Here is a 14,014-nt window from a genome sequence, read left to right as displayed (position 1 = left end):
AAGCCCAAGGCAAATTCAAGTCTATCCGGCAAATCCCTGATATTGTTCGACGAAATAAATCCAGGCACGTACGGCGCGGCATCATTGACCGCCTTGGCGCCTTCCCCTATGTACTGTGCCTTGCATGAATTGAATTCTAGTGCACGTCGCCCAAAAGTGCGTAGCGGTTTTGGGGCAACGACATGCAGCGCGCCGAGGCTGTGAGATTGCCGCTTCGCGCTTTTTGTTGCGCCGATTGAGGAGCGCAGCCTTTAGGAGTGCCGCCATGGCAACGATGACCGCCGCATCGACCCCCCCTTGGGCCACCGAGAAGCCGACCGCCCTGCTGGTGCTGGCCGACGGCACCGTCATCGAGGGCCGTGGTCTGGGCGCTTCCGGCTCCGCCGTTGCCGAGGTCTGCTTCAACACCGCGCTGACCGGCTATCAGGAGATCCTCACCGACCCCTCCTATGCCGGCCAGATCGTCACTTTCACCTTTCCGCATATCGGCAATATCGGCACCAATAACGAAGACATCGAGGATCTCAATCCGCTGGCCCGCGCCGGCGCCGTCGGCGCCGTGTTCAAGGCCGATGTCACCAACCCGTCGAATTACCGCGCCGGAACCGGTCTCGACCAGTGGCTGAAGAAGCGCGGCATCGTTGCACTTTCGGGCATCGACACGCGCGCGCTGACCGCGCTGATCCGCGAAAAGGGCATGCCCAATGCCGTTATCGCGCACGCCCCAGACGGTATCTTCGACATCGATGACCTCAAGCGCCGCGCCGCCGCATGGTCGGGGCTTATCGGGCTTGATCTGGCCAAGGAGGTCACCTCCGGCCAATCCTCGGTCTGGCGCGAGACACCCTGGGCCTGGAACGAGGGCTTTGGCGAACAGGCCGACCCGTCGATGCACGTCGTTGCCATCGATTATGGCGTCAAGCGCAACATATTGCGCTTGCTTGCCGGCCTCGGCGCCAGGGTTACCGTGGTGCCGGCCAAGACCGGAGCCGAGGAGATCCTGGCGATGCGGCCCGATGGCATCTTTCTATCCAACGGCCCCGGCGATCCGGAAGCCACCGGCGACTACGCCGTTCCGGTCATCCAGGATCTGTTGAAGACCGATATCCCGCTGTTCGGCATCTGCCTCGGCCACCAGATGCTGGCGCTGGCGCTGGGCGGCAAGACCGCAAAAATGCATCAGGGCCACCACGGCGCTAATCATCCGGTCAAGGACCACACCACCGGCAAGGTCGAGATCGTCTCGATGAACCACGGCTTTGCCGTCGACGCCGACTCATTGCCGAGCGGCGTCGAGGAAACCCATGTCTCGCTATTCGACGGTTCGAATTGCGGCATCGCGCTCACCGGCAAGCCGGTCTTCTCGGTCCAGCATCATCCCGAAGCCTCGCCCGGCCCGCAGGATTCGCACTATCTGTTCCGCCGCTTCGTCAACCTGATCCGCGAAAAGCGTGGCGAGCCGGCACTGGCCGAGCGCTGACCAAGCGGATGCATCAGCTATAATATTTCGGCGGCGCGTGATCTGGACAACTTGCCGCCGGACGTCCGCGAGCAGGTCTCGGAAGGTCCGATTTCTTACGCAGTCGGCGGTCGCGGAGATACCAAGCGTCTTGTCGGCAGGAAAGGTTACAGACTTCGGATCGGGTCGCTACCGAGTCATATTTGACGAAGACCGCGCCACGATTCTTGCGATCTATGTCGGCACACGCGAAACGACAACCTACCGTCGGCCATAGTAGGACAGAACACCATGAACGCCCCGCAAATTATCAAGACCCCAACCGGCGAGGAACTGGTCGTTATCCCAAGGCGGACTACGAGATCCTTTTGCGTGCCGCCGAAGAAGCTCTGGAAGACGCTGCCGATGCGGCGATCTACGACGAGCGTAAGGCCGATCTCCGAGCGGAAAGGGCACTGCCCGCGGACGTGACCATGGACATCTTGCGGGGCTCCAGCCGGCTCAAGGCGCTGCGCAACTGGCGGCGGCTGACGCAAGCCGATTTAGCGGCCATGATCGGCGTCAGCCAGGGTTTTCTGTCGGACCTGGGGTCCAATCACCGCAAACTATCGGCGCAGAGAGGTGCAATGCTGGTCAAGGCGCTCGACATTCCAAGCGAATGGATTGAGCACCAGGTGATGCTACACTGGTTTGCGGCTTCTTCTCCCTTGGTTTTAGCTGATCCCGGTCATGGCGCGCCGGCGCCGGCGCGCTTCTCGATCAGTTCGGCAACCGCATCAGGATTGTCGGCCAGCACATAGTGGCTCGCATCGGGGATCTCGGCGCGCTCGACATGGCTCATGCCCTTGGCGCGGTAGCCGGCGAGGAAGGTCGGCAGCAGCGCAACAAAGGGGGACTTCTGGCCGAAGGCGATGACGAGCGGAACGGTGCTCGGCGCCGTCTGGGCGGCGTTCCATTCGGCATCGCTGGGGAAGGCGCGGTAGATCTCGAACGCGGCATGCAGTTGAGGCGCTCGATAGATGCGAAAATAGTATTTGCGTTCCTGCCTGGTGAATTTGCCGAAGTCGAGGAACCAGCCAAGCACGGCGGCCTGCCGACCGGGAACCACCTTTTCGGCGAGGCCGCCGGGCGCCTGGATGAAACCGATATGCCACGTGCCTGATATCGCCTTGTCCCAGCCGTCGATGCCGGGCATCGGAACATCGAGGATCATCGCACCGCGCAGCGTGTCGGGAAAGCGCCTGAGATAGGCATAGGTGACGATGCCGCCAAGGTCGTGACCCACCACATAGGGTTTTTCCAGATGCAGAGCGTCGGCAAGCCCATGGATCTGCGCCGCAAGATTGGCGGCTTCATAGCCGCCCCTGGCAGGCTCCGAGCGGCCTATGCCAGGCAGGTCGACGGCAACGACGGTGAAGCGTTGCGCCAGTCTCGGCATGACGGCCTGGTATTCGTTCCAATCTTCCGGAAATCCATGCACCAGGATAAGGGCTGGTCCGTGCCCGCCACGCAGGTAGTGCATGCTGCTGCCGTTCACCGCGGCTTTGGCCGAGGTGAACCCGGGCGGCACCTGACCTGCCCGTCCAGCAGGCGCCGCATGAGCCGCCACTACAACGAGCACCGCGCAGACAGCCACAGCCATGAGCGCCGCGCGATGAAGTATCCGGTTCAACATGTTGCTCTCCTCTCGTCTTCGATCCAGGCCCCGCGTTTGTTGCTTCTGACGTAAACTAGGGCGGGAGTTCGAATGGTCAGAGTTACAAAATGCGGCGCGAATGCCTCGAGGCCGGACTGCGCGATTACCGGAGTTGCGTTGTTGCCCTCATTCCTATCGCCTTTTTTTCAATGAAGCCATTAAAACCGGTCAACCGGTCTGTTTAAGTCGCGCAAAGAGAAGAAGGCTCCCGAAGAACCAGTGTGACGGGCATTTCGTTGGCCGGATCTGTCTCCACAGCCCGTCCTTGGTCAGGGGCGATGCGGCCGTCATGGCTCATATCTGTGCTCCGTCTTCAGCAACGCCGGACGTGACGTTTCTGAGCGCCGCCGGCTTGGCTACTTTCGTGACGAAGACGATGAGCGCCAGCGTCAGGAAAATCGCGCCGAGCAGGTAGGGTGCGCCGCCGAAGGTCACGGGCGCGTTCGGCCCCGTGAACCAGGAAAAGATCGCCGTATAAAGCAGCGGCGTGATGATCGAGGTGATCGAGAAGATCGACGTCATCGCGCCCTGGAGTTCGCCTTGTGCCGAAGGCGGCACCTTGGCGGCGGCAAGGCTCCTGAGCGGCGGATCGGCCAACGCCTCGAGGCAGCCGACGACGATCACTGCATAGATCATCCAGCCTTGCGACGCGAATGCGTAGCCGAAGGCGCTGAGTGCCGTAAATGCCAGACCGATTACCGCCGTCTTCCACTCACCGAGCTTGGGGATCACGCGCGGCAGGACCGTCGCCATGACGATAGCCCCGCACAGGCCGAAGGCACCGAGCGAGAAGCCGATCTGTTGTTCGCTCCAGCCATAGCGATAACTGGAGACGAACGACCAGACCGCAGGATACATCATGTGCCCCAGCGTCATCAGAAAGAAGACAAGCCCGATCCAGCCGATGCCTTCGTAGTTGCGCATCTGGACGAGCGTGCCGACCGGGTTCGCGCGTTTCCACTCGAAGCGGCGACGATGCTTGCTATCAAGCGTTTCCGGCAACAGAAACAGCGCGATCAAAAAGTTTACGAAGGCAAGCCCGGCAGCGAAATAGAATGGCACGCGCGGCCCGAACGTGCCGAGCAACCCGCCCAGAACCGGCCCGATGACGAAGCCGACGCCGAAAGCGATGCCAAGCAGGCCGAAATTCTTCGCACGGTTCTCGTCGGTCGAGATATCGGCGATGAATGCCGATGTCGTGGAATAGCTGGCGCCGGAAATGCCGGCCAGCACACGCCCGATGAACAGCATCGGATAGGACCAGGCGATGGCACAGATCAGATTGTCGATGGAAAACGTCAGCACGGAGGCGAGCAGAATCGGCCGTCGTCCGAACCGGTCGCTCAACCCGCCCATCACTGGTGCGAAAATGAACTGCATCGCCGCATAGGCGAAGAACAGCCAGCCGCCCTCGATAGCCGCCTCACTGATGCCGACGCCGGTCAATTCTCTGAGATAGGCCGGCAGCACCGGCATGATGATGCCGAAGCCGATGATGTCGAGCAGCAGGGTGGTGAAAACAAGCGCAAGGCCCCGCCTGGCGGTTTTGGGGTCTATCATGATGGTATCTCCTCGGGCCGCCCGGGGCGAAGGCGAACGCACCTTATAGGCGAACACATCGCTGGGAACAATGAGGGAACGGGCAGGGTGTTTTCATCCTGACATCCCCTGACTGCTATCCAGTCTCTCGGATTCGCGAGAAAACCGTCGGCTCAGATCGGATTGTTGAACGTGTCGCAGTCCGAAAGCTTGCCGTTCTGGAAGCCTCGCGCCAGCCAGGCCTGCCGCTGCTGCGACGTGCCGTGGTTGAAGCTTTCCGGCACGACGTAGCCCTGCATCTTCTTCTGCAGCGTGTCGTCGCCGATCTGCTTTGCGGCGTTCAATGCCTCCGCCATGTCGCCCTGTTCCAAAATGCCCTTCTGGCCGGTGAAATGTGCCCAGATGCCGGCAAAGCAGTCGGCCTGCAGCTCGACCTGCACCGACATGTGGTTGGCGTCGGCCTCGCTCATATTCTGCCGCATCTGGTTGAATTTGGGCAGGATGCCGACGAGGTTCTGCACGTGATGGCCGACCTCATGCGCAATAACATAGGCCTGTGCGAAATCGCCCGAGGCACCGAACTGCTGATCGAGTTGCTGGAAGAAGGTGGTATCGAGATAGACCTTGCGATCGTTGGGACAGTAGAATGGTCCGGCCGCTGACGAGGCCGAACCGCAGGCGGAGCGAATCTGGCCGCTGAACAGGACCAGTTTTGGATCTTGATAGGTCAGGCCCTCGGACTGGAAAATACCAGTCCAGGTATCCTCGGTCTCGGCCAGCACGGTCGACACGAACTGCTTCATCTCGTCGGAGGCCGGCGCACCGGTACCGCCGCCTTGCTCGCCGCTATTGTCGGTGATCTGGCCGCCGCCGCCGGGCTGCAAGCCGCTGTTATCGAGGATCTGACTCGGGTCGAAGCCGAAATACCACCCTGCCAGGAAAATCAATCCTACGATGATGATGCCCGACATGCCGCCGCCGCCGGCGCGACCTCCGATCGGGATGCGAAACTGCCCCGGCCCGCCGCCAAGCCCGCCGCTCTGGCCGCGCTCGTCCTCGACATTGTCACTCTGACGACGGCCCTTCCAGAGCATGGCAACCCCCGTGATGCATGTTTGCAATCAACCCGCCGATGTCCTGGCCGGTTCCAACCCAGCAAACAATTATCCCAATGGTTACGCCAAGTCACAGTATTTTTCGCGCTAATAAGCAATGCCGGCTGACGCGGGTCTGCTCTGGCTTAGACGTCGCAAGGTCTGTAGCATCCACCGTGGCTGTGGAAGCGAGGGGGCGCTTGCGGATGATCGGGCGGGTTCTGTTGCTGTTTGCGGCATTGTCTTGCCTAGGCCCCGTGCCGGCCAGCGCCGTCAGTCTCGATTCCAGTGTCGCAATCACCGATCCCGAGACCTTGCAGGCGCTCGAGCGCGGCGGGCTATCGATCAGCCGTCTGCTTGGGCCAGCGCTCGGACTGACACGCGACGTCGACAATCGCGGGCTGTTTTCGGTGCGCGCGCTGAGCCCGGTCCGCAACGCCGTCAAACAGCAGATCGTAGACGAACCAAGGAACAGCCCCGACTCCTATGTAACCGCTCTGGCAAACTCGAAAGACATCACCCAGAAGTTCAATCCGAAATACATCGACGACGACGGTTCGACGCTGGACCTGACCGGCATCGTCAATCGCATGGATCGCGGCTATCTCGGCCACACCGAATGCGGCGAGATCAGGCTGATCTACCGCTTCCACTATTCGGTCGAGGAGAAGCCTGGGCAACGCATCTCGTCGCGCCTGCCGCTGACCCTGAGCCTGGTCTTCAACGCCATACCGGCTTCGGCACAGATTCGCGCCTCGAAGGACCGTCCGCGCTCGGCTAACGGTTCCTGCGCGGACGTGGCGAAGCGCTGGCTTGTCGCCGGGCAGAAGAATCTGGAGCCGGATCAACTGGCGGCCTGGCTGCGCTCGGAAGAAGGCCCGCTTTCCAGCGCGATGTTGAATTCTTCGCAGATCATGCGGCTCGAGCTCAACATGCAGGTCGTGCGCCTATCGGCTTCGAGCCGGCGCGATTTCGGCGGCCACGCTGAGTATCTGTTGAAGATATTCAAGTGGGACCCGGCCAAAGCCATTTTCCAGGAAGCGAAAATGGAGAACCAGATCGACCGCAAGCTGGTGCTGGCCGACAGGCAAACCTTCGAAAGATGGCTGCTCACCGATCGCAACATCTATGATCTCGACCGTGGCCGCCTGGTGATCGACGAAAAATTCCTCGCGACCACCGCGGTTTCGGTGGCACCCGGCGGTATGAGCCGGTCGCAAAACAATTTGGCTTTTGGGCTGCTCGACGACGATGCTATCGACAAAGCGCTCAAGGACTATGTCGCAAAGGGCAATACGCTTCGCACCGTCAAATCGGTGGCCGGCTTCAATCTGCGCCTCAACGAGATGACCTGCACCGGCTGTCACCAGACGCACGGCATCGCCGGGTTCCATTACACCGGCGCCGACCCGGCCAGCGAACCGCGCCGCAACGCGGTGTTCGTGCCGGGCTCGGCTGTGTTTTTTGCCGACCTGCCGCGCCGCCGCGCCATTGTCGAGTCGTTCGCCGCTGGCAGACACCCGGATTTCAGCCGCGGCTTTGCCGGCCGTCCGGAGGCAAAATACGCCGAAGCGCTGAAAGGCACCGATCTCTACAATGGATGGGGCTCGATCTGCTATCGCGGCGCCGACCCAAGTTTCGTGGACTGGACCTGCGACGAAGGCCTGCGTTGCGCCGGGGTCCACGAGAGCGCCATCCATCCGGGCTTTGGTACCTGCGTCAGCGAGGCCGGCACCGCAGTCGGCGATCCGGTGGAGTTCGGCGAGATCAGGATGTCGAAATGGGGCAACGACCAATATTGCCGTCTGTCACCGGCAACCGCGAAGGCCTGCGCCATCGACCCGGCCAGGGACAGAAAACCGCCGATAAAGCTCGCCGGCTATGGCGCGGCGCGCCAGCGTTACGATAATCCCGAGCAGAAGACTGGCGGCTTTCCCGGCGGCATGCTGCGCAAGGCGACCTGCGAAAAGCTGCCCGACGAGGCAAGCTGCGGCCGCCTCGCCAAGACCGGCTTCAACGACTGCATAGGCTCCGGCAAGGACCACGAATTCTGCACCAGGGAATTCACCAAGACCGCTGGCCTGCGTGCTTGCGACAAGGCCCATCCCTGCCGCGAGGACTATATCTGCACCGCCGGTTTTGACGATCTGCCGGAAGCAAAGCCCGGCAAGGGCACTTGCATCCCACCCTATTTCATCTTCCAGTTTCGCGTCGATGGTCACCCGCGCAACTGGGTGCAGGATACGAACGAGTGAGCAGGTCAGTCGCACTGCATATCGCTTCGATCAATCAGCGGGCGGCGATTATTGCCTTGCGAAAGGCTTCGAGCGTCTCGGCGCTGACATGGTGCTCGATGCCTTCGGCGTCGATGCGCGCCGTCTCGGCGCTGACGCCGAGCGAGCGCAGGAAAGCCTCGACCGTCTGGTGGCGAATGCGGCTCTCTTCCGCAACCTTCCGCCCGGCATCGGTCAGGAACACGCCGCGATAGGGTTTCCGGGAGACCAGCCCGTCTGCGCACAGCCGCGTCAGCATTTTCGCCACCGTCGGCTGGGCGACGCCGAGCCGTGCCGCGATGTCGACCTGGCGCGCCTCGTTGCCGTCCTCGATCAGGTCGGCGATGAGCTCGACATAATCCTCGACCAGCGCGCTGCGGCGCGCTTCACGCGTCTGCCGGAACCCTTCCGAGTGGATTTCTGCGTCAGGCAGCGGCTTTTCGCGAGGAACCGGTCTTTTCTTCAGCGCCAATACGCGCTCCTCCCGGCAGTTTGAATCGGCATTGCAGTCATAACACGGAACCCTATTGGTTCTGGCCGTTTATTTCCATTCGGTGGCCGGCGCAACCGGCGTTCACTGCCGTTCCGGTCGCACCGTCAAGTGGGCACACGAAAAAGCATGAACAATGAAATATAGCATATTGCATAATGTTCAGCCGTGGCATAGATAAGGAGACAACATCGATCGTTCCAGTGGAAAGCCATTTCATGTCGGAAGCCGAAGCCACCTCAGCCCCCCGATCCATGTGGCGATTTGCCCGCCCGGAAGACGACGAGCAGCCCAGCCTTCGCGAAGTCAACGCAACGATCGCGGTGCCGCACTCGGGGATCTGGCTTCGCCGGCTGTTCGCCTTCGTGGGGCCGGGCTACATGGTTTCGGTCGGCTACATGGATCCGGGCAATTGGGCGACCGACCTCGCCGGCGGTGCCCAGTTCGGTTACACGCTGCTATTCATTATCATGTTGTCGAACCTGATGGCGATCCTGCTGCAGGCGCTCGCCGCCCGGCTCGGCATCGCCACCGGCCGTGACCTTGCGCAGGCGTGCCGCGCCTATTACCCGCGGCCGGTCAATTTCATGCTGTGGGTCGCTTGCGAACTGGCCATCATAGCGTGCGACCTGGCCGAGGTCATTGGCACGGCGATCGCCTTGCAACTGCTGTTCGGGATTCCGCTGATCGGCGGCGCCATCATCACCGCGCTCGATGCCTTCCTGCTGTTGTTGCTGATGAACAAGGGCTTCCGTTTCCTCGAGGCCTTCATCATAGCGCTTTTGATTATCATCTTCGGCTGCTTCGCCATTCAGATCTTTGCCGCCGCGCCGCCGGTCGGCTCCATCCTGCACGCCATGTTCGTGCCGTCGTCCGAGATCGTCACCAATCCGGCGATGCTTTACATTGCCATCGGCATCATCGGCGCCACGGTGATGCCGCACAATCTCTATTTGCACTCCTCGATCGTGCAGACCCGCGCCTACGAGCGCACCGATCGCGGCAAGCGCGACGCCATCAAATGGGCGACGACCGACTCGACCATCGCGCTGATACTGGCGCTGTTCGTCAATGCTTCCATCCTGATCGTGTCGGCGGTGGCGTTCCACGGCACCGGTCATCATGACGTCGCCGAGATCGGCCAGGCCTTCGAGCTGCTGTCGCCGCTACTCGGCCTCGGCATTGCTTCCATTCTGTTTGCCGTGGCGCTGCTTGCCTCCGGCCTGAACTCGACGGTGACGGCGACGCTGGCCGGCCAGATCGTGATGGAAGGCTTCTTGCGGCTGCGCATCCCGCAATGGGCGCGCCGCCTGCTGACGCGCGGCATCGCCATCATCCCGGTGGTGGTCGTCACCGCCCTCTATGGCGAGAAGGGCACCGGCCAGTTGCTGGTCTTCAGCCAGGTGATCCTGTCGATGCAGCTTCCCTTCGCGGTCGTCCCGCTGGTGCAGTTCGTCTCGGACAAGCGCAAAATGGGCAATTTCGCCATTTCCCGCGCCGTCGCCGTGCTGGCCTGGGTGGTTGCCGCCCTCATCCTGGTGCTCAACTTCAAGCTGCTCTACGATACGGTCGTCGGTCTGGGCTGAGCGTCTGCTCCAAACTGACGCAACTAAGGTCGGCAGTCATCCGCCCTTCCAGCCCTGGAAATTTGCCGGCCGCTGTCGGACAAATGTCCGTTCGCCCGTCCTTGGCTCGAAGTCCGGCCATGACGGCACGGATCAGGGAAAGGGAGCTCCAATGAGGAAGATCATCGCCGCAACATTCGTCAGCCTCGACGGCGTCATGCAAGCGCCCGGCGGCCCGCAAGAGGACCCGGTCGGCGGCTTCAAATTCGGCGGCTGGACGTTCCACTACTGGGACGATGTGATGGGCGCCGCCATGGGCGAGAGGTTTTCAAAACCGTTCGCGCTGCTTCTCGGCCGCAAAACCTACGACATCTTCGCCGCCCACTGGCCTTATCAGAAGAATGACCCGATCGCCGACAGCTTCAACGCCGTCACCAAATATGTGGCGACGCACAGGCCAGATACGCTGTCCTGGCAAAACAGCCAGCCGCTCGGCAGCGACGTCGTGGCGACATTGCGCCGGATGAAGCAGGAGGACGGCCCGGACCTGCTCATTCAGGGATCGAGCGAGCTGATCCAGACCTTGCTCGCCAATGACCTGATCGACGAGATCAGCCTGCTGATTTTCCCGCTGGTGCTGGGCAAGGGCAAAAAACTGTTCGGCAGCGGCACAATACCTGCCGCCTTCAAGCTGACCCGCTCGCAGGCATCGACCACCGGTGTCATCATGGCGAGCTATGAACGCTCCGGCGAGATCAAGACCGGGTCCTTTGCCACGGAGCAGCCGTCCGAAGCCGAGATCGAGCGGCGCAAGAACTGGAAATAGAGGCTGCCGAGGCGATCAAGGACGGCTGAACACTGGCCGTCCTTTTTGCTGTTTTCTAAGCCGCCTCCCGTCGCCGTGCCAACCCATCGCGGAGGTGGCCCGCGAACGCCAGTGCAGCCGGCGCAAGGCCGTGCTTCGGCAAATGCAGATTGATCGAAAAATTCGGCAGCGACGGCAGTTCCGGATCGTTGGCCAAAATATCGAGGTCGGCAGGCACGGTCGACGCCAACCAGGTGGTGACGGCCAAGTCCGAACGCACCGTCGCCGTCGTCGCGTCGATGCTGCCGTTTTCGAATACGGTGCGCCATTCCAGGCCGTGCTCGTTAAGCGCCTCCAGCACCACCGGGCGGAACGCGCAGGTCTCGGCCACCATCGAAACCGGCAAGGGGCGCTTGCTGCGAGCCCCGCCGCCTTTGGCGCCGACCCAAACTAGCCGGTCGACAACAAGGCATTCGCCGGCCGACCGACCGATCGGCTCCTCGATCACCGCGAGCTCTATCGTGCCGGCCGCCAAGGCCGCAGCCAACTCCGGCGACGAAGCACAGATCAGCGAAATCTCGACCTGCGGATACGCCTCGGCATAGGCCTTGAGCACCGGCGCAAGCAAGGTGCCGACAAGGTCATACGGCACGCCAAGCCGCACCTGACCGGCAACCGCATCGCCCGCTATCTCCGCCAGGATCTCGTCATTGAGGGAAAGCAGGCGCTTGCCCTTGCCGAATAATCGCTCGCCGGATCGGGTCAACCGCAATCCACGCCGGTCGCGCTCGAACAGGCTGCAGCCGAGAACCTCTTCCAAACGCTTGATCTGCTGGCTGACGGCACCTTGCGTCAAATGCAGCGCGTTGGCCGCCGCCGTCATGCTTGCCTTGTCGGCAACGGTGACGAAGGTTCGAACCAGAGCAGTATCGAGGTTGCGGAGCATCTGGCCATTATATTTGCTAATGCGCGTCATCGCAAACATTGCATTTACTGATGAGCCAAACAGCCTACCGTGCAGGCTTCAAAGGAAGCAGCATGTTTGAAACCGTCCTTCCCCTCGTCCTGTTTGCACTGGTCTCAACCTCAACACCCGGCATGGCCACGACTTTGTCGACGGCGTCCGGCGCGCAATTCGGCTTTCGCCGCTCTATACCGCTGATGGCCGGGGCCACGGTGGCTGCGGCAGGTGCTGCCGGGCTCGCCGGTCTGCTGGCCGCCGCCCCTTCTTTGCAACTGGCAATGAAAATAGCCGGTACCCTCTATCTGGTATGGCTTGCCCTCAAGATCGGCCGCAGCGGCCCGCCCAATCTGGACGTGACCATGGCAAAGCCGAACAGCTTTTTGGGCGGCGCCGGCCTGCAATGGATGAACCCAAAGGGCTGGGCCATGGGGCTGGGAGCGGCGGCATCTTTTGCCGCGCTCGCCAGCGGGCCACTGCAGCTCGCCTTGCTGCTCGGCACGGTCTTCGGCCTTGCCGCGGCGCTATCGCTGGCGGCGTGGTGCGTGGCGGGCACGCTGCTCGCCCGGTTGCTGCGAACCGAGCGGCAGTGGCGCATCCTCAACGCCGTGCTTGGCTTGCTGCTGGCCGCCTCGATCATTCCGATGTGGCGGACAGCGTAAGACCAGTTATTTCAGGCAGCGTAGCGTGCCGCCGGCTTGCCGGCCAGCAGGCTACCGAAGAAGCCTTGTCGGACGCCAAGAAAGGCATCCACCCCGGCAACATCGGCAAGACCCGGTGCCGTGAACGCTTCACCCTTGGCCAGGCCGGCAAGCGCGGCATCGACCAGATCGTCCGCAGTCATGACAATCTCTTGGGGCACATTGGCAATATCGCTTCCGGCGACTTCCCAGAACTCGGTCCGCGTAGCCCCCGGCAGCACGACCTGTACGGCTACACTGCTGTCGGCGACTTCCCGCTGCAGGGCCTCGGTGAAGTTGACGACATAGGCCTTGGTGCCGCTATAGATGCCGCCGAACGAGGTGTCGAAGGCCAGCACCGAGGCGATGTTGACGATGGCGCCGCGGTTGCGCGCCAATAGTCCCGGCAGCACCGCGCGCGTCAGCCGGGTCAGCGCCACCACATTGACCTTGATCATGCGCTCGGCGACATCGGCGTCGGCCGTTGCCACCACCTGCGCGCCGCCAAGGCCGGCATTGTTGACCAGCAGCGTCACGCTGTCGTCGGTTGATATCGCCTGTTCGACCCGTCGCAGATCGGCGTCGTCGGCCAAGTCGGCGCTGATGACGCTGACCTTGATGCCATACGCGTAGCGGAGCCTCTCCGCCAATTCCTCCAACCGGTCGGCGCGCCGCGCCACCAGCACCAGATCGTAACCTTGGCCGGCGAGCCGGTCCGCATAGATCGCGCCGATGCCCGACGAGGCACCGGTGACGACCGCCGTGCCTTTGTTCTGTTCGCTCATTGTCTTGTTCCTTCTGGTTCGATTCCAATGCCGGTGCCGCAGGGCAACACCCTTGCTTCGACCGGCAGGCTAATTAAAGGCATATGCCACTATTCGTACGTAGGCATATGCCACCATCTTGTCAATCCGCGGAGTAAGGACTATTTCTGGTTCGCATCAAGGGTCCCTTCCGGTCCCCTCATCGGAAATCCGCCAATGTCCCGAACCACCCTGCCCGGCCTGGTGTTTTGCAACAACGCCATGCTGCGCCGCGCGACGCGGAAACTCGGCCAGTTCTATGACGATGTGCTCGCACCCTCGGGCATTAAGGCCACGCAGCAGGGCCTGCTCTATCAAATCCACGTCGGCAATGAACCGACGATGGGTGCCATTGCCGCGGCCCTCGTCATGGACCTGTCGGCCCTCGGTCATACGCTGAAGCCGCTGATCCGGGACGGTTATGTCGAGGCCTTCGCCGACCCTGCCGACCGCCGCATCAGGCGCGTCAGGCTGACACCGCAGGGCCGGACCAAGCTCGAAGAAGCTCTGAAGCTGTGGCAAGTCGCCCAGCAGCGCTTCGAGGAGATGTTTGGAAAAGAGCAGGCGGCAAGCCTGCGAGCGGCGCTGGACGAAATCGCCGCGTTGGATTTTGACGCAGGGCCGGCCGCGAGTTGAATTATCGGCGGCC

General features: G+C 62.1%; 13 protein-coding genes. 7 read left to right on the top strand and 6 right to left on the bottom strand.

All coding sequences use genetic code 11. The features are described 5' to 3' along the window. Window positions 1–265: 265 nt before the first annotated feature. A complete protein-coding gene (carA, locus tag NKH29_RS16545) occupies window positions 266–1,480 on the top strand; it encodes a glutamine-hydrolyzing carbamoyl-phosphate synthase small subunit (RefSeq protein ID WP_353000148.1) in 1,215 nt (404 codons plus the stop codon). Window positions 1,481–1,827: 347 nt separating this feature from the next. Then, window positions 1,828–2,259 carry a helix-turn-helix domain-containing protein gene (locus NKH29_RS16540; protein ID WP_352639942.1) on the top strand — a complete coding sequence of 144 codons (432 nt, stop codon included), beginning with the start codon at window positions 1,828–1,830 and terminating at the stop codon, window positions 2,257–2,259. Here NKH29_RS16540 and NKH29_RS16535 read toward each other — a convergent pair. The 3 genes from NKH29_RS16535 to ypfJ all read right to left on the bottom strand — a co-directional run bounded on the left by NKH29_RS16535 (window position 2,187) and on the right by ypfJ (window position 5,788). Next, complete coding sequence (locus tag NKH29_RS16535; RefSeq protein WP_352592395.1) at window positions 2,187–3,134, bottom strand: alpha/beta fold hydrolase; 948 nt, start codon at window positions 3,132–3,134, stop codon at window positions 2,187–2,189. The two genes, NKH29_RS16540 and NKH29_RS16535, sit on opposite strands and share 73 nt — an antisense overlap. Before the next feature lie 315 nt (window positions 3,135–3,449). After that, the gene (locus tag NKH29_RS16530) at window positions 3,450–4,715 is read right to left on the bottom strand and encodes a TCR/Tet family MFS transporter (RefSeq protein ID WP_023719350.1); all 1,266 of its coding nucleotides are present in this window, start codon (window positions 4,713–4,715) and stop codon (window positions 3,450–3,452) included. A 152-nt stretch (window positions 4,716–4,867) separates the two neighbouring features. Further along, window positions 4,868–5,788 (bottom strand): KPN_02809 family neutral zinc metallopeptidase, encoded by a 921-nt coding sequence (gene ypfJ, locus NKH29_RS16525; protein WP_023719351.1) that lies wholly within the window; start codon window positions 5,786–5,788, stop codon window positions 4,868–4,870. A 206-nt stretch (window positions 5,789–5,994) separates the two neighbouring features. Between ypfJ and NKH29_RS16520 the strand changes: the two genes are divergently transcribed. Continuing rightward, a complete protein-coding gene (locus NKH29_RS16520) occupies window positions 5,995–8,043 on the top strand; it encodes a hypothetical protein (protein ID WP_353000147.1) in 2,049 nt (682 codons plus the stop codon). Between the two features lie 34 nt (window positions 8,044–8,077). Here the strand turns inward: NKH29_RS16520 and mntR are convergent, their stop codons facing one another. Then, window positions 8,078–8,533 carry a manganese-binding transcriptional regulator MntR gene (gene mntR, locus NKH29_RS16515; protein WP_023678308.1) on the bottom strand — a complete coding sequence of 152 codons (456 nt, stop codon included), beginning with the start codon at window positions 8,531–8,533 and terminating at the stop codon, window positions 8,078–8,080. A 236-nt stretch (window positions 8,534–8,769) separates the two neighbouring features. Here mntR and NKH29_RS16510 point away from each other — a divergent pair, with 236 nt between their 5' ends. Continuing rightward, window positions 8,770–10,137: an Nramp family divalent metal transporter gene (locus NKH29_RS16510; RefSeq protein WP_352483177.1), complete on the top strand. Its 1,368-nt coding sequence runs from the start codon at window positions 8,770–8,772 to the stop codon at window positions 10,135–10,137. A gap of 151 nt (window positions 10,138–10,288) precedes the next feature. Continuing rightward, window positions 10,289–10,942 carry a dihydrofolate reductase family protein gene (locus NKH29_RS16505; protein WP_353000145.1) on the top strand — a complete coding sequence of 218 codons (654 nt, stop codon included), beginning with the start codon at window positions 10,289–10,291 and terminating at the stop codon, window positions 10,940–10,942. Between the two features lie 55 nt (window positions 10,943–10,997). On the opposite strand, the gene NKH29_RS16500 is transcribed toward NKH29_RS16505, so the two are convergent. After that, entirely contained in the window at window positions 10,998–11,906 is a 909-nt protein-coding gene (locus tag NKH29_RS16500) for a LysR family transcriptional regulator (protein WP_353000144.1), read from the bottom strand. Window positions 11,907–11,959: 53 nt separating this feature from the next. Between NKH29_RS16500 and NKH29_RS16495 the strand changes: the two genes are divergently transcribed. Next, window positions 11,960–12,544 (top strand): LysE family translocator, encoded by a 585-nt coding sequence (locus NKH29_RS16495; protein ID WP_353000142.1) that lies wholly within the window; start codon window positions 11,960–11,962, stop codon window positions 12,542–12,544. Between the two features lie 11 nt (window positions 12,545–12,555). On the opposite strand, the gene NKH29_RS16490 is transcribed toward NKH29_RS16495, so the two are convergent. Continuing rightward, on the bottom strand, window positions 12,556–13,347 hold the full coding sequence (locus NKH29_RS16490; RefSeq protein WP_023719357.1) for an SDR family NAD(P)-dependent oxidoreductase: 792 nt from the start codon (window positions 13,345–13,347) through the stop codon (window positions 12,556–12,558). A 195-nt stretch (window positions 13,348–13,542) separates the two neighbouring features. On the opposite strand from NKH29_RS16490, the gene NKH29_RS16485 reads away from it, so the two are divergent. Then, window positions 13,543–14,001 (top strand): MarR family winged helix-turn-helix transcriptional regulator, encoded by a 459-nt coding sequence (locus NKH29_RS16485; RefSeq protein ID WP_023719358.1) that lies wholly within the window; start codon window positions 13,543–13,545, stop codon window positions 13,999–14,001. The last annotated feature ends 13 nt before the right edge of the window (window positions 14,002–14,014 follow it).

The sequence above is a fragment of the Mesorhizobium sp. M1295 genome (genome assembly GCF_040318135.1).
Taxonomy (GTDB): Bacteria; Pseudomonadota; Alphaproteobacteria; order Rhizobiales; family Rhizobiaceae; genus Mesorhizobium.
This window is presented reverse-complemented; position numbering and strand designations above follow the sequence as displayed.